The 23,716-nt window shown below is 62.5% G+C and carries 1 protein-coding gene; it reads right to left on the minus strand.

Going from position 1 to position 23,716, the window contains the following annotated elements:
* Positions 1-156 precede the first annotated feature (156 nt).
* Positions 157-23,673 (minus strand): Ig-like domain-containing protein, encoded by a 23,517-nt coding sequence (locus tag B9Z48_RS18605; RefSeq protein ID WP_158273315.1) that lies wholly within the window; start codon positions 23,671-23,673, stop codon positions 157-159.
* Positions 23,674-23,716 lie beyond the last annotated feature (43 nt).

Here is a 23,716-nt window from a genome sequence, read left to right on the forward strand (position 1 = left end):
GTTTGTGATCGCTCAAAGTGCAAGCGCACATTATAAGTTTCAGGCTTGTCTATCGATTCGCTGGCAAGGATGAGCCCCGTTCGACCTGGTGGGCGGGAACCGGGGGAGACCCCAAGGCCCCGACCTGCACAAAACCATGCAGGTCGGGTCGGGGCATCAAATGCCCGTGAAGGCCACATCGCTGTCGATCAGCAGGATCATGCCGTTGAAAGTAGCGTTGCCACTGCCCGCTTGCCAGATCTGGTAGGTCTGGTTGCCTCGGAAACCGTTGTTGAAGGTGATCAGGCCCGTGGCGTCAGACGTTGCCGTTTCACCAATGTCAAAGGTGCCGTTGCCGTTGAAGTCCATGCTGATGCTCTTGGCCGAGGTCAACTTGTTGAGCGCATTGACCGCGCCCACCGCCAAACCAAAGGAGGACATGTCGAGCGCGTCACCCGCATTGCCGTCAATCATCAACACCGCCGTGGCCGCCGTCATGTCGGTCAAGTCCAGCACATCCTGCGCCGCCAACTTCAAGGTGTTGTTGCCTGCGCCGGTCAAGTCGATGCGCTCAACAGAAACCCAGTTGGCATTGGCATGGATGGCTGCAGTCAAGTCCAGCGCTTGGTTAACACCCGTGAAGAACACGGCGTCAATGCCCGCACCACCATCGACCGTGTCGGCGGCCGCGAGGTCTGACGCCCAAGTGGCGTCGTAGACAAACAGGTCAGAACCCGTGCCACCTTGAACCACGTTGGAGCCATCGCCCATGGTGATGGTGTCGTAGCCCGCGCCGCCCAGCAAAGTGTCGTTGCCCACGCCACCGTCCAGACGGTCATCGCCCAGGCCACCGTCCATGCTGTCGTTGCCTCCATCGCCCAACAAATAGTCGCCGCCTTCACCCCCGAACACCACGTCATTGCCTGCACCGGCGGACACGTAATCGTCTGCGCCCCCTGAGTTAATGCTGTCAGTGCCCGAGCCGCCGTAAATGCTGTCCTTGCCATCGGTCACCAGGATCGAAGCGTCGTCACCAAAAATGGTGTCTCCCAGGGTGTCAAATCGCATGTCGATGAAATCGTCTGCAGCCCCGCCCCAGACAGTGGACGATGCGACACCGCCGTTGGCGACGATTCGGTCGTTGCCAGCGTCACCAAAAATGCGCGAACCGCCCCCAAAGCCCAACGTATCGTCGCCGTCACCAGCCCGCATGGTGTCGGCACCCCCAGCACTGAACAAGCTGTCATTGCCGCTGCCGCCTTCGAGTGAATCGGAACCAGTGCCCGAAATCACCGTGTCATTGCCTGCTTCACCGAACAAATAGATGGCCGATGTGCCGCTGTGCACCAACTGGTCATCACCGGCACCACCTCGCAAGGTGCCCGTGCCCGAGGAAGTGACCACGTCGTTGCCGTCCCCTGCGTCCACCGTGTCGGTACCCGAGAACACCGCAATCGTGTCATTGCCCGCCCCGCCCTTCATGGTGTCGGTGCCCGTGCCACCGACCATGGAGTCGTTGCCCAAACCGCCGTCGATGACGTTGGTGCTGCCGCCGGTGGATGACAAGGTGTCGTTGCCTGCGCCGCCCATGATCGAGTTCGAGTTGTAGCTGCCACCGGATGACGAATAGTACGCAAAGACTTGGTCATCACCATCCCCGGCGTCTACCACTTGCAATTCAATGCTCTGTCCTGATGGGTAGTTATAAGCGTATGCACCACCCGCATACACCGTGTCGTTGCCCGCGCCGGAAAAAACGGTATCAGACGCAAACTCATCTAAACGGCCACCCGTCACGTCAATGTAGTCATTGCCAGAACCTGTCGTCACGTTTTCAGCAAAGTAATAGGCCCCAGATGCGCTCTTGATGTAATTGTTGCCATCACCAGCGTTGACAAAACCAGAGGCCGTTTGAGCACCGTAATAAGCCGTCGAGTATGAACGGTTGTAATAACCTCCCCAAATACCCAAGATGGTGTCGTTACCCGAACCGCTGGTGATGGAGTCTCCATAACTGGTGGTGCCATTCACATCGATCAGGTTGTTGCCGTCGCCAGCGTTGATCAGTTCATATACACCACCACCAGTGATGATGGTGTCATTTCCCGTACCTGCGATCACCGTATCAGCAGACCCATCGTTGCTGCCGCTCAAGCTCTTGCCCACGTCAATGTAGTTGTCGCCTTGCAAGTCGCTCACATAGTCGGCACCGGCACCGGCCAGAATGGACGAGTTGCCACTGCCGCTCCAGATCCGGTCGGCCCCCGCATCGGTGAGGATGTGTTCAAAGCCTTTGACATAGTCGATGTAGCTGCCACTGCCCCCAAGGGTCACGGTCTGCCAGGACGTGGAGCCACCCTCCAGCGTGACCCATACCGAGGTGCCCAGCGATTGGTAAGACAACCAGTCTTCTCCAGGGCCTGCGTCCATGGTGTCCAGATCAGCCGTGTCCACCGTGCCCGTCAAACTGCCGTTGATCGTGTCGTTGCCAGCCCCGGACATGATGTAGTCCCTGCCGTTGCCCGTCCAGATCGAGTCATTGCCGCTGCCGGTGATGACGGTCTCGTTCCAGGTGGTGTTGCTCAAACCCGTGAGGTTGTTGAAGGTGATGTTGCCATTGCCAAACTTCCACACATCGATGTAGCTGGCCCGGTCTGTGCCGGTGCTGCCACCCGAGATGGTCAGGTCAGACGTTGGGCTGGAGCCCAAAACCACATAATTGCCATTGAAAGCGCTCAGGTTTAGGGTGTCGTTGGGGCCGCCGTTGCTGGTGTCGCCGCCGGTGTAGGTGTCGTTGCCCAATTCGGCCTCGAACAAATCGGCCCCGGAGCCGCCCACCAGGCTGTCGTCGCCGTCTTGGCCCGACAAGGTGTCATTGCCGCCGGTGGCCTGCAAGGTGTCAGCGCCCAAACCACCGATCAGGTAGTTGGCGTTGTTGTCACCCACCAAACGGTCGGCGGCCACACCGCCAATCAGGTTTTCGATGCCACGCAAAGTGTCCACACCATCGGCACCCGAGGTGGTGGCCGCGCCCGCTGTGGCTGCGCTCAGCGACACCGTCACCGCGCCTGTGGCATTGGAATAATCGGCCCAGTCGGCCGTGCCCGCCTCGGCGTCCAGCCAGTCGTTGCCCAAGCCACCGGTCAAGGTGTCGTTGCCCGCACCCGACAGGATGGAGTCGTTACCCGTGCCACCTTTGAGCCAGTTGTCGGCGGTGGTGCCCACGATGGTGTCGTTGCCTGCGCCGCCTGAAACGTGCTCAAAATTGCTCACCAGATCGTTGCCCAAAGCGGTGCTGCTGAACACGCCGGTGCTCAAATTCACATTGACCGATGCGGTGCCCAAACTGGCGTCGCCAAAATCGAGCCAATCGTTGCCTGCGCCGCCGTCAAGGGTGTCCAGACCCAAGCCGCCCCGGATGGTGTCGTCGCCACCCAAGCCGTTGATGCTGTCGTTGCCCGACATGGCGTCGATGTAGTTGGCTTTTTCGTCGCCCGAATAGTTGTCATTGCTGGGGGTCAAGGTGGTCGGGTAAGTGACCTCAATGCCCTGTTTGACCGCCAAGGTGTCGTTGCCCGAAACCACGGCGTTGGAGTACAGGTCGTAGGTTGAGCCGCCAATGACCGTGGTGACACCCGTGCCCACCGAGGACCAACCGGCCGCCAAAAACACCTTGCCGTTGTCGCCATCGATGCGCAGCAAAGAGGCTGTGCCTGCGCCATTGACCAAAAACTCCACGGTTTCCAGGGAATCGGCCAGGTTCAACTGGTTCAACCCGTTGCCCAGGTCAATGACCTCGATCTTGCTGATGGGGGCGGCCACTCGGTTGCTTGAGCCGTCCAAACCAAACACGTTGAAGGTCTGGTTGAAACCCGACAAACGCAGCACATCGGTGCCCAGGCCACCGTCGATCGAGACATTGCTGAAGTTTTGCCCAATGTTCTCGAACATGATGGTGTCGTTGCCAGCCCCCCCAATGACCTGACTGCCTGCACTGGTCACGATGCTGTCGTGGCCCGAACTACCCACCACCAAGTCGGCACCACCACCACCGATCAAGGTGTTGTTGCCGGCACCGCCATTCAGGGTGTCGTTGCCCATGCCGCCATCAAGGATGTTGGCCAAACCATCACCGGCCAGGTAATCGTCGGCCGATCCGCCTTGCAGGTTCTCAATGGCGACCAGGAAGTCGCTGCCCGCATTGCCGCTGGCTGTGCCGGCCACCAGGTCCACGGTCACGCCCAGTGTGTTTTCTCCATACAAGGCCCAATCGTTGCCAGCGCCGCCTTCCAAGGTGTCGCTGCCCTGACCGCCTTGCAAGCTGTCGTCGCCCGCGCCACCCACAAAACGGTTGTCACCTGCATCGCCCACCATCACATCGTCAAAGGCAGTGCCTGCGACGTTTTCGATTTGCGACAGTGTGTCCACACCCCCACTGCCATCGGCTGCGATCGAGGTGCTCAGGTTGAGTTTGAGCCCACTGGGCGCGGCACTGTAATCGGCCCAGTCGATGTTGGTGCCCCCGATGAGCACGTCGTCACCGATGCCGCCGTTGAATGTGTCATTGCCACTGCCACCATCGAGCGAGTCGTTGCCCGTGCCCCCGCCCAGCGAATCGTTGCCCGCCCCGCCGAGCAAGGTGTCGTTACCGGCCTCGCCCAAGAAGATGTTGTCCGAGCCATCACCCCCCAAGTTGTCGTTGGCGGCGCTGCCCAAGATGTTTTCAATATTGCGCAGTTTTTCTGCCGTGCCGCCATCGCCATCGGTAAAGACGGCGTCCGATGCACCGGTCAAGGTGCCTGAGACGGCCCCAGCAGCGCTGCTGTAGTCCATCCAGTCGGTGCCACCCCCGCCGTCCACGCTGTCATTGCCCAGACCACCGATCAGGGTGTCGTTGCCCAGACCGCTGTCCAGGCTGTCGTTGCCTGCGCCGCCGGACAAGACGTTGGCCTGTGCGTCACCCACCAAGGTGTCGTTGCCGGTGCCGCCCGAGGCGTGTTCAAAGCCCACAATGCTGTCGATGCCGATGTCTCCCCCGCTGGCCACGCCTGTGGCCAAGTTCAGGCTGAAGCCCAGCGCAGAGCCGCTGTAGTCCATGGTGTCCGAACCATCCAGACCGTTGTAGTCGTCGTTGGTGCCCGTCCCGCGGGTCATGCCGTCGATCTGGTCATTGCCCGTGGTGCCCATCAGGCCCCAACGGATCGAGATGTCCTTGTTGTCACCAAAATTGGACAAACTGGGAATGGCGGCTGTGGTCGAGGTATTGCCCGCCAGATCGGTCAGTGCCACTTTGACGATGTCCACCACATTCAAATCGGTCGAGGACTCGTTGGAGCCGACCGCGTAGGTACCCGTCAGCGTCGAGCCATTGGTGGCAGCGGTGACCACCACTTTTTGACCGGTGTCGAACTTGACGATCATGTAAGAGCCCGCCACCACGGCTTCGTTGAGGTTGATGGTGACGTTGAAGGTGTCGCCCACACCAAAACCGCCAGAAGCAGTCAGGATGTCATAGGCCACGTTGGGGCTGGTGCTGGTGACGTTGTTGATGTCTGCACCGGTGGTGTCACGCACAAAGCTGAGCGTGGTGTTGGGGCTGATGTTGCCAAACTCATCGATGCGGCGCACACGCAGGTCATAGGCGCCGTCCACGGTGGGGGCGGTGTAGCTGCTGGCCCAGGTGAAGCCGTCAAAGCTGAATTGGAAGCTGTCGGTCGAAGCAGCGTCGGTGACGCCCACAGCGCTCACGTTGGTCAGCTTGTCGCTGCTGCTGTAACCCGAGTCCATTTGCAGCACGATGCTGGGGGCCAGCGCCGCGTTGTTGTAGTCAAAGCTGAAGGCGGTGGCGTTGCTGTTGTTGCCTGCCAAATCCTTGATGCGCACCAACAAGTTGTTGGGGCCGGTCTGAGCGTTGAAGGAGCTGGTCCAGGTGGTGCCCCCGTTGATGCTGTACTGGTAAGTGTCACCAATGCCCGTATCGCCGCCGGTGATGACCAAAGTCGGGTCGTTGGTTTTTTTGTCGCTGGCATTCACACCGTTGTCATCGTACAGGGCCACCACGGGTGCATTGGGCGCGGTGATGTCGTAGTTGAAGGTGAAGATGTCACTGACCACCTGGTTGCCCACCACGTCGGTCACACGCGCTTGGACCAAGTAAGTGCCACTGGTGGTGGGCAAGAACAGGCTGTCGTAAGCGGTGAACGTGACACCCGAGTTGGTGCTGTAGCGGTATTCCACCGTGTCGGTGGGGGCGAAAGTCTGGTCGAGCTTGATTTCGCTGGTGTAGGTGACCTTGTCGGCGCTGAAGGTGCCGGTGTCGCAGACCAGTGAAATCGTGGGCTTGATGGGGGCTTCCAGGTCGAGCGTGAAGGTCAGGCTCTCGGTGGACACGTTGCCGGCCGCGTCGGTGCTGCGCACCACCACGGTGTGCACGCCATTGGTGCTGGGCGCGGTGTAACTGGAGCCAAAGCTGCCGCTGTCGACTTTGTATTCGACGCTGGCACCACTTTCAATGCCGGTGATGGCGCTCAAGCCCGCTTGCTTGGTGATCAGGTCGGAAGCCGAGTTGCCTGAATCGCAAGCCAGTGTGAAGACGGGCTTGGTGGTGCTGGTGTCAATGACCAGGGTCAGGGTCTGTGCACTGCTGACGTTGCCCGCCGGGTCTTTGACCACGGCGCTCACGGTGCGGCTGCCGTCAAACAGGCCCAGCGTGGGGGTGACCGACCAGCTGCCATCGGCGGCCACCACGGTCGAGAGGATCTCGCCCGTGTCCTGGAAGGTGACGATGATGGTGTCATCGGCGGTGCCCAAACCCACCACCGTCGGGGTGGTGTCGCTGGTGATCAGGTCATTGGTCAGGCCACTGTTGCTGGACGTACCCAAGGCCATGGCAAAGCTCGACGGTGTGGTGTCGATGCTGTAGGTTTTGGTCTGGTTGGTGACGTCGTTGTTGCCTGCCGGGTCCGAGCCCAGCAGCTTGGCGGCGATCTTGGTGTCGCCATCGGCCATCAGGTCGGCGGTGTCGACCTCGATGCTGAAGGCCAAGGCGCTGTCCAGGGTGCCGGTATAGGGGGTGTTGTTGATCATCAACTCCACCGTGTCGCCTTCGCTGGCATTGGTGGCGCGGCCGGTGATGCGGGTGGTGGCTTCACCCGATTCACTCAGGTTGAGGGTGTTGGCGTTGGTGACGTCATCGATCGTGAAAACCGACACCGATTTGCTGGTGTCCAGCAAGAAGCTCAGGCTGACGGTGGCGCTGATGTTGCCTGCCACATCGGTCTGGCGGGCCATGACGGTGTTGCTGCCTTCGGTGGCGGCAAAAGTCACATCCCAGGTGCTGCCGTCGGTGCTGTACTCCAGCAAAGCCCCGCTTTCCAGGTTGCCAGTGGTGATGGCACCCTGGTTGGTGATTTTGTCGCTGCTGCTGAAGCCGCTGTCGCAAGTCAGGCTCAAGGTGGGCGTGGCCACGGACTTGTCGATGGTCAAGGTCAGGGTCTGCGCGGCGCTGATGTTGCCCGCAGCATCGGTGGCGACCACGCTGACGGTGCCGCTGGCCATGGCTTTCTGCGCCGTGACCGACCACACGCCTGCAGCCACCACGGTGGTCAGCACCTCGTTGGTGCCGGGCAGGGTGACCTTGATCTGGTCACCGTTGCTGCCGGTGCCACTCAGGGTGGGGGTGTCGTCGCTGGTGACCAGATCGGCGGTGCTGCCGCTGTTGCTGGACGTGGCCAACTGCACGGTGAAACTGGGTGCCAAGGTGTCCACCGCATAGGTGGCGCTGGCAGCGGTGCCGGTGTTGCCGGCCTCGTCGGTGTAGCTGGTGGCCAGGCTCAGGCTGTTGCTGGCCGACTCCACACCCTGAGTGGGGGTGAAGGTGGCGGTCCAGACCAAGCCGTCGGTGCTGGCGGTGAAGTCCGACAGACTGCCATTGGGCGAACTCATGTCGGCTTTGCTGAAGCCCAGCACTTTTTCGCTGAAGGTCACGGTCACGGTGGCGGTCTCACCCACCTTGAGTGCGGTGTCGCTGATGGCGATGCTGGCCGCAGGGGCCTGGCGGTCGATGGCGTAGTTGGGGCTGGTGGCGCTGCTGCCTTGGTTGCCCACCAAGTCGGTGTAAGCCGCCGACAGGCTGATGGTGTTGGTCGCATCGACCACACCGGCGTCGGGGGTGAAGGTGCCCACCCAGGTCTTGCCACCGTCGGTGGTGCTCAGGGTGCTGAGGGTGCCGTTTTGCACCGTGACATCGCTGTTGTCAAAGTCCTTGACCTTTTCATTGAAGCTGATGGTGACCACGGCGGTCTCGCCCGCTGTCAGGGCGGTGTCGCTCAGACCAATGGTGGCTGTGGGGCCTTGCGTGTCCACCGCGAAGTTGCCACTGGCGGCGGTGCCGCCTTGGTTGCCGGCCAAGTCGCTGTAAGCGCCCGAATTGACGGTGATGCCGTTGGCTCCCACTTCCGTGGCGCTGGTGGCCGTGAAAGTGGCCGTCCAGGTTTTGCCGCCGTCAGCGCTGCTCAGGGTGCTGAGGGTGCCGTTGGGGGCGCTGACGTCAGCGTTGCTGAAGTCTTTGACGGCTTCGTTGAAGGTGATGGTGACGTTGGCACTTTGACCCGCCGTCAGGCTGGTGATGTCTGCGCCCTGCCCGTCCTTGAGCGTCACGGTCGCAGAGGGTGCCTGGGTATCGATGGTGTAGTTGCCACTGGTGCCATCGCTGCCGGTGTTGCCCGCCAGGTCGGTGTAGGTGTTGGCCAGGGTGATGACGTTGGTGACATCTTCCAGGTTGGCCGTGGGCGTGAAGGTGCCGGTCCAGGTGATGCCGCCGTCAGCGCTGGACAAGGTGCCCAGGCTGCCGTTGGCCACGGTGACGTCGGTGTTGCTGAAATCGGCCACTTTTTCGCTGAAGGTGATGGTCAGTGTGGTCGCGTCACCGGCCTTGAGGGCTTCGTTGGCCAGTTTGATCGTGGCCGTGGGGGCCTTGCTGTCGATCACGTAGTTGCTGCTGGTGTTGCTGGCGCTGCTGATGGCGGTGTTGCCGGCCAAGTCGGTGAAGGCGGTGCCCACCTGCACCACGTTGGTGGTGTCTTCCACATTGGCGTTGGCGGTGAAGGTGGCGCTCCAGGTCTGACCGCTGTCGCTGGTGGCCAGGTTGCTCAGCACGCCGTTGTCGGCGCTGATGTCGCTCAGGTCAAAGGCCGTCACTTTTTCGCTGAAGGTGATGGTGACGGTGGCCGTATCGCCCGCCTTGAGGGCAGGCTTGCTGATGGACAGGCTTTGCACGGTGGGAGCACCGGTGTCCACGCTGTAGACCTGAGAGGCGATGCCGGTTTTGGTGTTGCCTGCTGCGTCGGTGGCGTCCACCACCACGCTGATGCTCTTGTCGGAGTCGGCCACCAGGTTGGCGGTGGTGACCTCGACGCTGTAGTGGCCCGAGGCGTCCACGGTGCCGGTGAAGGTCTGACCATGCACAAACACGCTGACTTTGTCACCGGCCAAAGCGTTGGTGACCTCGCCCACAATGGTGGTGGTGGTGGCTTGCGCGTCCACCGGGCCAATGGCGTCGTCCCCGGCAATGGGGCTGACGGTGACCACGGGGGTGGGCGCTGTGGTGTCGAGCGTGAAGTTCAGCACGCTGGAAGTGGCCACGTTGCCTGCGGCGTCGGTCTGGCGCACGCTGACGGTGTTGACGCCTTCGGTGGCGGTGAAGGTGGTGCCCCAAACGCTGCCGTTGGTGCTGTATTCGACCACCGCACCGGCTTCAACGCCGCTGACCGTGAGGCTGGCGCTGCTGCTGACCTTGTCGCTGGCACTGTTGCCGCTGTCGCAGGCCAGGCTCAGGCCCGGGGTGGCGATGGTTTTGTCGATGGTCAAGGCCAGCAACTGGGGCAAGGAGCTCACGTTGGAGGGGTTCTTGGCCACGATGCTGACGTTGCCGCTGCTGATCGCCTGGGTGGGCGTGACGGTCCAGCTGCCATCGCTGCCCACCACGGTGGACAGCATTTCATTGGTGCCGGGCATGGTCACTTCGATGCGGTCACCGGCAGTGCCGGTGCCGCTGATGGTGGGCGTGTCGTCGCTGGTGATGAGGTCGGTGGTGACGCCCGAGTTGCTGCTGACGTCCAGCTTGGCCACAAACGCGGGGGCGCGGGTGTCCACGGCATACACGGCGCTGGCGGCGGTGCCGGTGTTGCCCGCTTCGTCGGTGTAGCTGGTGGCCAGGCTCAGGGTGTTCACAGCCACCTGGGTGCTGGCGCTCGGGGTGAACTGGGCGGTCCAGGTGATGCCGTCGGTGCTGGCAAAGGTGCCCAGCGTGCCGTTTTCTGCCGTCACGTCGGCATTGGTGAAACTGCTCACCTTTTCCGAGAAGGTGATGGTCACCGTGGCGCTCTCACCGGCCTGCAAGGCGGTGTCGCTCAGGCTGATGCTGGCGGTGGGGGCCTTGCGGTCCACGCTGTAGTTGGCGCTGACCTGGCTGCTGCCCTGGTTGCCCACCAGATCGGTGTAAGCGTTGCTGATGCTGACGGTGTTGCTGGCCGCCTGCACACCGGTGGTGGGTGTGAAGGTGCCCACCCAGGTCTTGCCGCCGTCGGTGGTGGCCAGGGTGCCCAAAGTGCCGTTTTGCACTGTGACGTCGGTGCTGTCGAAGTCCTTGACCTTTTCGTTGAAGCTGATCGTGATTTGCGCGGTTTCACCCGCGTTCAGGGTGCTGTCGCTCAGGGTGATGGTGGCGGTGGGGCCTTGGGTGTCCACGGCGAAGTTGCCGCTGGCGGCGGTGCCGCCCAGGTTGCCGGCCAGGTCGCTGTAGCCGCCCGCATTGACGGTGATGCCGTTGGCGCCCGACTCCACAGCGCTGGTGGCGGTGAAGGTGGCGGTCCAGGTCTTGCCGTCGTCGGTGCTGGTCAGGGTGCTCAAGGTGCCATTGGGGGCTGTCACGTCGGCGTTGCTGAAGTCCTTGACGGCTTCGTTGAAGGTGATGGTGACGCTGGCGCTTTGGCCGGTGCTCAGGCCGGTGATGTCAGCGCCCTGCCCGTCTTTCAGGCTGACCACGGCCGTGGGAGCCAGGGTGTCGAGTGTGTAGTTGCCACTGACACCGGTGCTGCCGGTGTTGCCCGCCAAGTCGGTGTAGGTGTTGGCCAGGGTGATGACGTTCGATGCGTCTTCCATGTTGGTGGCAGGTGTGAAGCTACCGGTCCAGGTTTTGCCCTCATCGGCGCTGCTCAAGGTGCCCAAGCTGCCGTTGGCCACGGTGACATCGGCGTTGCTGAAGTCGGCCACTTTTTCGCTGAAAGTGATGGTCAGCGTGGTGGACTGTCCCGCTTTGAGGGCCTCATTGGCCAACTGGATGGTGGCTGTGGGGGCCTTGCTATCGATGGCGTAATTGTTGCTGGTGTTGCTGGCACCGCTGAGTGCGCCGTTGCCCGAGATGTCGGTGAAGGCCGTGCCCACCTGCACCACGTTGGTGCTGTCTTCCACATTGGCGTTGGCGGTGAAGGTGGCGCTCCAGGTCTGGCCACCGTCGCTGGTGGCCAGGTTGCTCAGCACACCGTTGTCGGCGCTGATGTCGCTCAGGTCAAAGCCCAGCACTTTTTCGCTGAGGGTGATGGTGACCGTGGCGGTGTCGCCGGCCTTGAGGCTGGCCTTGCTGATGGACAGGCTTTGCACAGTGGGTGCGCCGGTGTCCACGGTGTAGCTGTGGTTGATCGAACCCGTCTGGGTGTTGCCCGCGGCGTCGGTGGCATACACCACCACGCTGAGGGTCTTGTCAGAGTCGGCCACCAGGTCGGCGGTGGTCACGTCCACGCTGTAGTGGCCCGAAGCGTCCACCGTGCTGGTAAAGGTTTTGCCACGGACAAACACGCTGACTTTGTCGCCTTCGCGGGCATTGGTCACCGCCCCTTCAATGGTGGACGTGAGCGCCTGTGCATCGACCGGACCGATGGCGTCGTCACCCACGACCGGGCTGACCGTCAGGGTGGGTGTGGGGGCCGTGGTGTCGAGCGTGAAGTTCAGCACGCTGGAGGTGGCCACATTGCCTGCGGCGTCGGTCTGGCGCACGAACACGGTGTTGGCCCCTTCGGTGGCCGTGAAGGTGGTGCTCCAGGCACTGCCGTTGGTGCTGTATTCGAGCGTGGCACCCGCTTCTTGGTTGCTCACCGAGAAACTGGCGCTGTTACTGATCTTGTCGCTGGCACTGCTGCCGCTGTCGCAGGCCAGGCTCAAGCCAGGCGCAGCGATGCTCTTGTCGATGACAAGCGCCAGTGTGCGGGTGCTCGTGGTCGATGGACCGGTGTAGACCACCGACACATCACCCGAGGCGATGGCGGTCAGGGGCGTCACGCTCCACTGGCCGCTGGCGTCCACGGTGGCGGTCAGGATTTCGCCCGTGCCGGGCAGGGTCACCTGCACGCGGTCACCTGCTGTACCTGTGCCGTTGATGGTGGGGGTGTCGTCGCTGGTGATCAGGTCCAGCAAGCTGCCGCTGTTGCTGGTCGTGGCCAGGGTGGCGGTCAGGTTGTTGCTTTGGGTGTTGAGCACAAAGTTGAAGACGTCGGACACGGCGCTGTTGCCTGCCACATCGGTGGCGCGGACATACAGGGCATTGGCACCTTCAGCGGCCATGAACGTGTTCGACCAGACTGTGCCGTTGGTGCTGTAGCTGAGCACCGTCTCGGCATCGGCACCGGACACGGTGAATTGGCCATTGGCGGTGATCTTGTCGCCTGCCAAACCGGTGTCAGACACCAGGCTGACGGTGGGCTTGGACACCTGCGTATCCAAAGTGAAACTCAGGGTCGAAACAGCCCCTTCGTTGCCAGCGGCATCGACCACACGCGACTTGACGGTGTTGCTGCCTTCCACGGCCGCAAAGGTGGTGCCCCATGCACTGCCGTCCAGGCTGTACTGCACACTGGCACCCGATTCGAGGGTGGTGGAACTCACCGCGCCGTTGTGGGTGACTTTGTCGCCGCCCAGACTGCCGCTGTCGCACACCAAGGCCAAAACAGGGGCTGCGGGTGCGGCGGTGTCGAGTGTGAAGCTGTAGGTGGTCAGGCTGCTGACATTGCCAGCGGTGTCGGTCAGGCGTGTCTTGACGCTGTTGAGGCCTTCGGCCGCCGTGAAGGTGGTGCCCCAGGCACCGCCGTTGACGCTGTACTCGATCAAACCGCCGGTTTCGGCCGTGTTCACGGCCAATGTGCCGTTTTGGCTGATTTTGTCGCTGTTGTTGCTGCCGCTGTCGCAGGTCAGGCCGATGGTCACCGGCAAGGGGGCGGTGATGTCGAGCGTGAAAGCCAGCACGCTGGTGTCACTCAGATTGCCCGCAGCATCCACCGCACGGGCGTACACCGTGTTGGCACCTTCGATGGCGGTGAAAGTGTTGCTCCAGGTAGAAGCATCGGTGCTGTACAACAAGGTGGTGCCCACGGACGTGCTGATCTGCAAAGTGTCGGTGTGCGTGATGGCATCGCTGCCCGACAGACCGCTGTCACACACCAGCGTCAAAACGGGGGCCAAAGGCTTGGTTTTGAGCCAGCTGAAGGCCAGATCCTGGATGCGCTCGTTGCCCGCCACATCGGTGGTGCGCACGCTGACGCTGTTGGCGCCTTCAACGGCTGCAAAGGTATTGGACCAGCTGGTGCCGCCATTGGTGCTGTAACTGACCACGGCACCGGCTTCGACGCCGGACAAAGCCAATGTGCCGTCGCTGGAAATTTTGTCACCCGCCGTGGCAGTGTCACAGGCCAAGGCCAAGGTGAAGGCGCTGGCGGCGGTGTCCAGTGTGAAGCTCAGGCTGCTGGATGCGCTCACGTTGCCTGCCGTGTCGGTCTGGCGCACGTACACCGTGTTGACGGTCTCTGTAGCTGCGAAGGTCGTGCCCCACGTTGTGCCGTTCGAGCTGTATTCAACGGTTGAGCCTGCTTCCAGGTTGCCCACCACGAGGCTGCTGTCTCGGCTGATCTTGTCGCTGCTGCTCGCGCCACTGTCGCACACCAATGCCACTGTAGGTGTGGCCACTGCCGTGTCGATCACCAAAGGCAGTGTCTTGGGCGCACTCACCACGCCCGCTGCGTTGGTGGCCGTCACGCTCACGCTGCCGCTGGCCACGTCCATCGTGGGTGTCACGCTCCACTTGCCGTCAGCGGCCACCGTGGTGCTGAGCACTTCGCCTGTGCCGGGCATCGTCACCTGGATGATGTCGCCCGTGGTGCCCGTGCCGCTGATCGTGGGGGTCACGTCGTTGGTCACCAAGTCGGTCTGGCTGCCGCTGTTGCTGGTGTTGTCCAGCTTCAGTGTGAAGACCGCGTCCAGCGTGCGCAGCTGAAACACCAGGGTGTCCGAGGTGGCCACGTTGCCTGCCGCGTCCGTCACTTTGACGCTCACGCTGTTGCTGCCCTCCACCGCCGTGAAGCTGCTGGTCCAGTTTTGACCGTCGGTGCTGTATTGCACCTGCGCGTCGCTGTCCACGTTGTTCAGGCTCAGCGCACCGCTGCGGGTGATCTTGTCGCTGCTGCTGGCACCGCTGTCGCAGCTGAGCGCCACGCTGGGTTTGCTGATGAGTGTGTCCAGCGTGAAGCTCAGCGTGCTGGCTGCACCTGCGTTGCCTGCGGCGTCCATCACCCGTGCCTTGACGGTGTTGCTGCCTTCGGCCGCCACAAAGGTGTTGCTCCAGGCCACGCCGTCTGTGCTGTATTGCAGTGTCGCGTCCACTTCGCTTGTGGTGGCGCTGAATGCGCCGTTTTGGGTGATCTTGTCGCTGCCCAACAGGCCGCTGTCGCACACCAGGCCCAATACGGGCGCTGCAGGCGCTTGGGTGTCCAGTGTGAAGGCGTAGTCGGTGACTGCGCCCAGGTTGCCTGCCGCATCGGTGACGCGCACTTTGACGTTGTTCACGCCTTCGGCTGCGGCCAAGGTGGCGGCCCAGCTCAGGCCGTCGGTGCTGTATTCAATCAGCCCTGCGGTTTCCGCTGTTTGCACCGCCAGTGTGCCGGTGTGGCTGATTTTGTCGTTGTTGGCCACGGCGTTCAGGCCGCTGTCGCACACCAGGCTGACGCTGGCAGCCACGGGCGCTGCTTTGTCCAGCGTGAAGCTCAGGCTGGCGGTGCTGCTGACGTTGCCCGCCTTGTCGGTCACGCGCACGCTGACGGTGTTGGCACCGTCTGCGGCCGCAAAGGTGCTGTTCCAAGTGCTTCCGTTGGTGCTGTACTCCAGCGTGGCACCAGCTTCGGCCACCACGTTGAGGGCTCCGTTGTTGGTGAGTTGGTCGCCCGCTTGGCTGCCGCTGTCGCACACCAAGGTGAGCACGGCCGCTGTGGGCGCTGTGCTGTCCAGGGTGAAGCTGTAGTCTTGTGTGCGTTGGTTGCCTGCCGCGTCCATCACGCGCACTTTGACGTTGTTCACGCCTTCGGCTGCCGCGTAGGTGCTGTCCCAGGTGCTGCCGTCGGTGCTGTAGGCCACGTTGGCTCCGACCTCGGCACCGGTGATGACCAGGCTGGCGTCTTGGCTGACTTTGTCGCTGGCCGTGCCGCTGTCGCAGCTGAGCGCCACCGTGAAGGCACTCATTTGGCTGTCCAGCGTGAAGTTGAAGGCATTCGAGGTGGCCACGTTGCCTGCGGCGTCCGTCTGGCGCACTTGGACCGTGTTGCTGCCTTCTGAGGCTGCGAAGGTCGTGCCCCATGTTGTGCCGTCGATGCTGTACTCGACGGTAGCGCCCGCCTCCAGGCCGCTCACGTTGATCACGCCGCTTTGGCTGATCTTGTCGCTGCTGCTGGTGCCGCTGTCGCACACCAAGGCCACAGTGGGTGTGGCCACAGCCGTGTCAATCACCAAAGCCAGGGTTTGCGCTGGGCTGGTGTTGCCAGCCGCGTCTTGAGCCGTCACGCTCACGTTGCCGCTGGCGATCACCAAAGTGGGCGTCACGCTCCACTTACCGTCTGCCGCCACCGTGGTGCTGAGCACTTCCAGTGTGCCGGGCATGGTCACTTGGATGATGTCGCCCGTGGTGCCCGTGCCGCTGATGGTGGGGGTGCTGTCGTTGGTGAGGCGGTCGGTCTTGGCCGCGCTGTTGCTGGCATCGTCCAGTTGCACGGTGAACACAGGCGCTTTGGTGTCCACGGCGTACGTGGCGTTGGCCACGGTGCCGGTGTTGCCTGCTTCGTCGGTGTAGGCAGTAGCCAGGCTCAGCGTGTTGCTGGCCGCTTCGGTGTCCACGGCTGGCGTGAAGGTGGCTGTCCAGATCAGGCCGTCTGCGCTGGCGGTGAAGCTGCTGAGTGTGCCGTTGGGGGCCGTGATGTCCGCGTTGCTGAAGTCTTTGACTTTCTCGCTGAAGGTGATGGTGACCGTGGCGCTCTCGCCTGCTTTGAGGGCGTTGTCGCTCAAGGCGATGGTGGCGGTGGGGGCCTTCAAGTCGATGGCGTAGTTGCCGCTTGCGGTGCTGGCGCCTTGGTTGCCCGCCACGTCGGTGTAGCTGTTGGCCACGCTCATCAGGTTGCTGGCGTCGGCTGTGCCTGCGGTGGGTGTGAAGGTGCCTGTCCAGGTCTTGCCGCCGTCGGTGGTGGCCAGGGTGCTGAGCGTGCCGTTCTCCACCGTGACGTCGGTGTTGTCAAAGCCGGTGACTTTCTCGCTGAAGCTGATCGTCACTTGGGCGGTCTCGCCTGCAGTCAAGGCACTGTCGCTGATGCTGATGCTGGCGGTGGGGCCTTGGGTGTCGACGGCGTAGGTGGCGCTGGAGGCTGCGCTGCCTGCGTTGGCGGCCAAGTCGCTGTAAGCACCGGGGTTGACGCTGATGCTGTTGGCGGCGACTTCGACGTTGGCGCTGGGCGTGAACGTCGCCGTCCAGGTGGTGCCGCCGTCTGTGCTGGCCAGGGTGCTCAGGGTGCCGTTGGGCGCGGTGACGTCGGCGTTGCTGAAGTCTTTGACCGCTTCGCTGAAGGTGATGGTGACTTTGGCGCTTTGACCGGCGGTGAGGCTGGTGATGGCCGTGTTGGTGTTGTCCGTGAGGGTGACGCTGGCCGTGGGGGCCTTGGTGTCTACGGTGTAGTTGCCGCTGTCGGCGCTTTGGCCTGCGTTGCCGGCCACGTCGGTGTAGGTGCTGGCCAGGGTGATGACGTTGGTGGCGTCTTCGAGGTTGACGCTGGGCGTGAAGGTGCCGGTCCAGACGATGCCGTCGGTGCTGCTGAGCGTGCCCAAGCTGCCGTTTTGTACGGTGACGTCGGCGTTGCTGAAGTTGCTGACCTTCTCGCTGAAGGTGATGGTCAGCGTGGTGGTCTCACCGGCCTTGAGGGCTTCGTCGGCCAGTTGGATCGTGGCCGTGGGGGCTAGGGTTTCCACGCTGTAGTTGCCGCTGGTGGCTGCGGTGCCCAGGTTGTCCGACAGGTCGGTGTAGTTGGCCAGCACTTTGACCACGTTGGTGGTGTCTTCAATGCTGGCCGTCGGTGTGAGTGTGGCGGTCCAGGTCAGGCCGCTGTCGGCGGTGGCCAGGCTGCTGAGCGTGCCGTTCTCAGCCGTCAGGTCCGACAGGTCAAAGGCTTTGACTTTCTCGCTGAAGGTGATGGTGACGGTGGCGGTTTCGCCCACTTTGAGGGCGCTCTTGTCGAGCACGATGCTTTGCACCGTGGGCACGGTGATGTCCACCGCATAGGCTCGGGTGGCCGATGCCATCTGGGTGTTGCCCGCCGCGTCGCTGGCCATGAGCACGACTTCAAGGGCGCTGCCCGTGTCGGCAATCAGGTCGGCCGTGGCCACGCTGACGCTGTAGTTGCCCAGCGCGTCCACGGTGGCGCTGAAGGTTTGGCCGTTGACCAGCACTTTGACCAGGTCGCCTTCGCGGGCGTCGGTCACGCTGCCGGTGATGCCGGTCTGGGTTTGCACGGCGTCCGCAGGGCTCAGAGCGTCATCGCCGCCAATGGCGTTGATGCTGACGGTGGGTGTGGGCGCTGTGGTGTCCAGGGTGAAGCTCAGGCTGCTGGCTGCGCTGACGTTGCCTGCCGTGTCGGTTTGGCGCACGTACACCGTGTTGGCGTTTTCTGAAGCGGCGAAGGTTGTGTCCCAGGTTGTGCCGTTAGTGCTGTACTCAACCGTGGCACCCGCTTCCAGGTTGCCCACCGTGATCGTGCCGTCTCGGCTGATCTTGTCGCTGCTGCTGGTGCCGCTGTCGCACACCAAAGCGATGGTGGGTGTGGCCACGGCTGTGTCAATCACCAAAGCCAGGGTTTGGGCCGGGCTGGTGTTGCCTGCCGCGTCTTGGGCCGTCACGCTCACGTTGCCGCTGGCGATCACCAGGGTGGGCGTCACGCTCCACTTGCCGTTTGCATCCACGGTGGTGCTGAGCACTTCCAGTGTGCCGGGCATGGTCACTTGGATGATGTCGCCCGTGGTGCCCGTGCCGCTGATGGTCGGGGTGCTGTCGTTGGTGAGGCGGTCGGTCTTGGCCGCGCTGTTGCTGGCATCGTCCAGTTGCACGGTGAACACAGGCGCTTTGGTGTCCACGGCGTAGGTCGCGTTGGCCACGGTGCCTGCGTTCCCTGCCTCGTCGGTGTAGGCTGTGCCCAGGCTCAGGGTGTTGCTGGCCGCTTCGGTGTCCACGGCTGGCGTGAAGGTGGCTGTCCAGATCAGGCCGTCTGCGCTGGCGGTGAAGCTGCTCAAGGTGCCGTTGGGGGCGCTCACATCAGCGTTGCTGAAGTCTTTGACTTTCTCGCTGAAGGTGATGGTGACCGTGGCGCTTTCGCCTGCTTTGAGGGCGTTGTCGCTCAGGGCGATGGTGGCTGTGGGGGCCTTCAAGTCGATGGCGTAGTTGCCGCTCACCGTGCTGGCGCCTTGGTTGCCCGCCACGTCGGTGTAGCTGTTGGCCACGCTCATCAGGTTGCTGGCGTCGGCTGTGCCTGCGGTGGGGGTGAAGGTGCCTGTCCAGGTCTTGCCGCCGTCGGTGGTGGCCAAGGTACTGAGCGTGCCGTTCTCCACCGTGACGTCGGTGTTGTCAAAGCCGGTGACTTTCTCTGAGAAGCTGATCGTCACTTGCGCGGTCTCGCCTGCCGTGAGGGCGCTGTCGCTGAGCGTGATGCTGGCGGTGGGGCCTTGGGTGTCGACGGCGTAGGTGGCGCTCGATGCCGCATTTCCTGCGTTGTCCGCCAGGTCACTGTAAGCCCCAGGGTTGACGCTGATGCTGTTGGCGGCGACTTCGACGTTGGCGCTCGGCGTGAACGTCGCCGTCCAGGTGGTGCCGCCGTCGGTGCTGGCCAGGGTGCTGAGCGTACCGCTGGGCGCGGTGACGTCGGCGTTGCTGAAGTCTTGGACGGCTTCGCTGAAGGTGATGGTGACTTTGGCGCTTTGACCGGCCGTGAGGCTGGTGATGGCCGTGTTGGTGTTGTCCGTCAGGGTGACGCTGGCCGTGGGGGCCTTGGTGTCCACGCTGTAGTTGCCGCTGTCTGCGCTTTGGCCTGCGTTGCCGGCCACGTCGGTGTAGGTGCTGGCCAGGGTGATGCTGTTGGTGGCGTCTTCCAGGTTCACGCTGGGCGTGAAGGTGCCGGTCCAGACGATGCCGTCCGTGCTGCTGAGCGTGCCCAGGCTGCCATTGGCCACGGTGACGTCGGCGTTGCTGAAGTTGCTGACCTTCTCGCTGAAGGTGATGGTCAGCGTAGTGGTCTCACCGGCTTTCAATGCTTCGTCGGCCAGTTGGACCGTGGCCGTGGGGGCCTTGTTGTCAATGACGTAGTTGCTGCTGATGTTGCCTGGGCCACCCACGGCGGCGTTGCCTGCCAAGTCGGTGTAGGCCAAGCCCACTTGGATCGCGTTGGTCAGGTCTTCCACATCGGCGTTGGCGGTGAAGGTGGCCGTCCAAGTCAGACCGCCATCGGCGCTGGCCAGGTTGCTCATGATGCCGTTGTCGGCGCTGAGGTCACTCGCATCAAAGGCGGTCACTTTCTCGCTGAAAGTGATGGTGACGGTGGCAACATCTGCCGCTTTGAGCGAGGTTTTGCTGACCACCAGGCTTTGCACGGTGGGGGCGGTGATGTCCACGCTGTAGCTGCTGTCGACCGACACGTTTTGGGTGTTGCCTGCGGCATCGGTGGCAAACACGACCACACTGAGGGTCAGGTCGGCATCGGCGATCAGGGCGGCCGTGTCCACCTCGATGCTGTAGTGACCCGAGGCGTCCACCGTGCCACTGAAGGTTTTGCCGTGGACGTAAACATTCACCTTGTCGCCGTCTTGTGCGTTGCTGACCTCGCCCACGATGGAGGTGGTGGCCGATTGCGCGTCGCTGGGGCCCATGGCGTTGTCGCCGGAGACGGGGCTGATGCTCAACGTGGTCGCCGGGGCGGTGGTGTCGAGTACAAAATTCAAAGTGCTGGACACTGCCACATTGCCTGCGGCATCGGTTTGGCGAACGATGACGCTGTTGGCCCCCTCTTTGGGCGTAAAAGTGGGGCTCCAGCTGCCACCGTTGGCGCTGTATTCGACCAAGGCCCCGGTTTCAAGGTTGGCCAGTGCGAGCGTGGCATCTTTGCTGAGCTTGTCGCTGGAGCTGCTGCCGCTGTCGCACACCAAGGTCAGGCCCGGTGTGGCCATGCTGGTGTCAATGCTCAGAGCCAAGCTTTGGGGGGCACTGGTGTTGCCGTGCGCGTCTTTGGCCACAGCCGTGACGTTGCCACTGGTGATGGCTTGGGTGGGTGTGACTTGCCAGATGCCACCTGAAACCACCGCCTTGAGGACTTCCTGGGTGCCGGGCATGGTCACTTCGATGGTGTCACCGTTGCTGCCAGTGCCACTGAGGGTGGGGGTGTCGTCGTTGGTCAGGCGATCTGTTTTGGAGGCGCTGTTGCTGGCGTCATCGAGTTGCAGCGTGAACACCGGGGGCCGGGTGTCCACCAGGTAATTGGGCCCACTGCCTGCAGCGCCCGGGTTGTTCACCAAGTCGGTGTACTGGCTGCTCAGGGTGACGCTGTTGCTGGCAACTTCCAAGTCGCTTGTGGGGGTGAAGATCACGGTCCAGGTTTGGCCGCCATCGGCGCTCGAGAGTTGACTCAACTGACCGTTGTCGGCCTTCAAGTCGCCCAATTCCAGGCCCTGCACCTTCTCACTGAACTGCAGGGTCACCACCGCAGTTTCACCCATTTTGAGGGTGGTTTTGTCCATGACCATGCTGCTGAGGACAGGCCCCACGGTGTCGAGCACGGCGCTGTCGGAGCCCGAAGCCGTGTTGTTGCCACCGCTGCCGTCCTGCAAACGCGCGGTCACCGTCAGCGTGCCCCCTTCTGCAGGCTTGTCCAAACTCACCAGCACATGGCCATTGGCCATGTCCGCATCTTTGATGACCACGGTTTGTGTGGCGCTGCCAGCGTTGATCACGACCCGATCACCGACCGTGATTTTGGAGGCGTCAAAGGCAACCTTGACGGTCAAATTGCTCGCGGAGCCCATTTCGGCGGCGTTGAGCTTGGTATCGTTGTTGGTGTCCGCCAAGATGCTGACCTCCGGGGCCAGGCCACCATTGGGCACGGGCTGGGCCAGCAAGTTGAATTTGAAAGTGTCCGAGACCTTCAGGCCAGCCAAGTCGGTGGCAGTGACCACGATGTCCAAGATCGCAGGGGCTGTGCCACTGGGTGCCAAACCACTGAAGCTGCCGGTGCTGGCGTCAAAACTCAACCAAGCCGGCAAAGCACCGCCATCGGCCAAGGTGGCCTTGAGGGAGATCACATCGTTGCGGTCGACATCCAAAAAATTGGCCGCCAAACCGCTGATGGCAATGCTTTTGCCGACGGCAAATGACACATCCCGCAAGGGGGTGCGCATGGAGGGGGCGTCGTTCTGGCCTTGGACCGTGATCGTCAGCGTTTCCATCACCGAGTCACCGGTCAAAACGTCTTTGACCGTGATGAAGAACTTTTCAGTCAAGGCGTCACTGGGGTTGCGCAGAACCTGCACCGTGTCCAGCTTGTTGTCCACTTTGTAGCTGTACGTGCCATCGCTTTGCAGGGTCAGGCTGCCATACAGGCCCTCCATCACGATGCCGCTGCCGACCGGGGTTTTGCTGCCCGTCTCGGACAAAGCCACGTCCATGATCGTCAACTGCGCCCCTTTGTTGTTGGCCAGCAATTGGCCTTGGGGTGAAATGCCAGCTTGCGTGTCGCCGGTGCCGCCCGACTCCTGAGCGATGGCGGTGTCCGATGCGGCCTGGATGCGGGCAATGGTCAGGCTTTGAACGTCTTGAACCAAAGGCTGGCCCTTGTCACCCAGCAGGGGCTTGCCCTGTGCGTCCACCAAAGTGGCCTGCAGGCTGTATTGGCCGTTGGCACGAACGCTGGGGTCCGTCCAGGTCCAGCGATCGCCTGTGGGCTCGACCGTGGCGCTGGCCTGCACCTCGTTGGCTGCGTTTTTGAGCACCAGCAAGACGCGGTCACCATTGTTGGAATAACCCGTCAACGAACCCGAGTAGGTCAGGGTTGAATCTGAAGTGATGAAGTCTTTGGCGCTGCTGCCGGTGTCCTCGCTGATGGCCAGGATGTCGAGCACGGCATTGGCATTGGCCGAGGTGTTGAGCTTGATTTGAACCACATTGCTGGGCTCGGCGTTGGGGTTGCCAGCCACATCGGTCAAACGCTCGCTTTGCACGCTCAGGCTGGCGAGCACCACTTCGGTGGCTGTGGCCGTGAAAGTGGCCGTGAATTGCTGGCCGCTGCCTTGCAGATTTGACAAGGTGCCGCCCGAGACGGTCACATCGTCCAGGGTGAAGTCGCTCACAGCCTCGCTGAAGGTGAAGCTCAGGGTGGCGCTTTGGCCTGCGAGCAAGGCATTTTTGTCGCTGCTGACCACCAAGCTGGGGGCCTGCGTGTCAATGGTGAAAGTCGCCCCGGTATGGACCACCGGGGTGGCACCGTCCGCCGAAACCGTGAGCACCGGGGTGTAGGTGCCATCGCCCAAAGGCTCAGCCGATGCCATGCTGTAAGCACCGGTGGCGTCGGCCGTGGCCGTGTAGGTGGCCACCACTTCATTGGCTGCATTCTTGATGTCCAGGACCAAACGGGCACCGGGCGCGGTTTGTCCAGTTAGCACAGGCTGAGCGTTGCGCGTGATTTGGTCACCCACCAAGCCGGTGTCAGCGCTGCCCGCCAACTTGAGCACCGTGACCGAGGGGGTTTCGGTGTTTGTGGCATTGCCTGAGGAACCCGCACCTGCAGCGGCACCGGCAGCACCCACCAAGCCCAAAGTGGCCAACAAGGGGTTAAAAGCCAACACCCCCACAGCGGCACTGGACGTCACCACCGCCTGACCCCCCAAGACCGCATTCATTTCCTGACCGTCGAGTGGCCATGGCGAAGTAGCGCCAGAGGCCTGAGTGGCCGAGGCAAAGTCTTCCGCCGCGTATTCGTACAAATTGCCGTTTTCTGCCTGACCGATCACGCCGTTGTAGCCCTCGGGCATGACGCTGTAATAGTCCTCCACGATCAGACTGGCATCGGCGGCCTCGTCCAAAGCAATGTGCAAATTTGAACCGACACGCTTGAGTTTGACCTTGTCGGGCGCAACGCGCTGGTCTCCCGACAGGGCCTCCAGTTGGTACTTGTCGCCCGCTTGGGCCTTGACGCGAGCAGGCGATGGCTGCCCGTCTGCGGGACTCGGCAGGTCTTTGCCCTGCTGGGTGCCACTTTGACCATTTTTGATGGTGACTTTGTACGTGTTCTGGCTAGACTTCGCGGTGTTCATTTTTTCCCCTTGGACAATTCGACAGGTAACAACTTCAAGTTGA

It is taken from the genome of Limnohabitans sp. WS1 (assembly GCF_003063265.1).
GTDB lineage: Bacteria > Pseudomonadota > Gammaproteobacteria > Burkholderiales > Burkholderiaceae_C > Limnohabitans_A.

What these genes read in the sequence shown, in the direction of transcription:
- B9Z48_RS18605 (WP_158273315.1), bottom strand. Translation starts at nt 23,673, where the DNA reads ATGAACACCGCGAAGTCTAGCCAGAACACGTACAAAGTCACCATCAAA.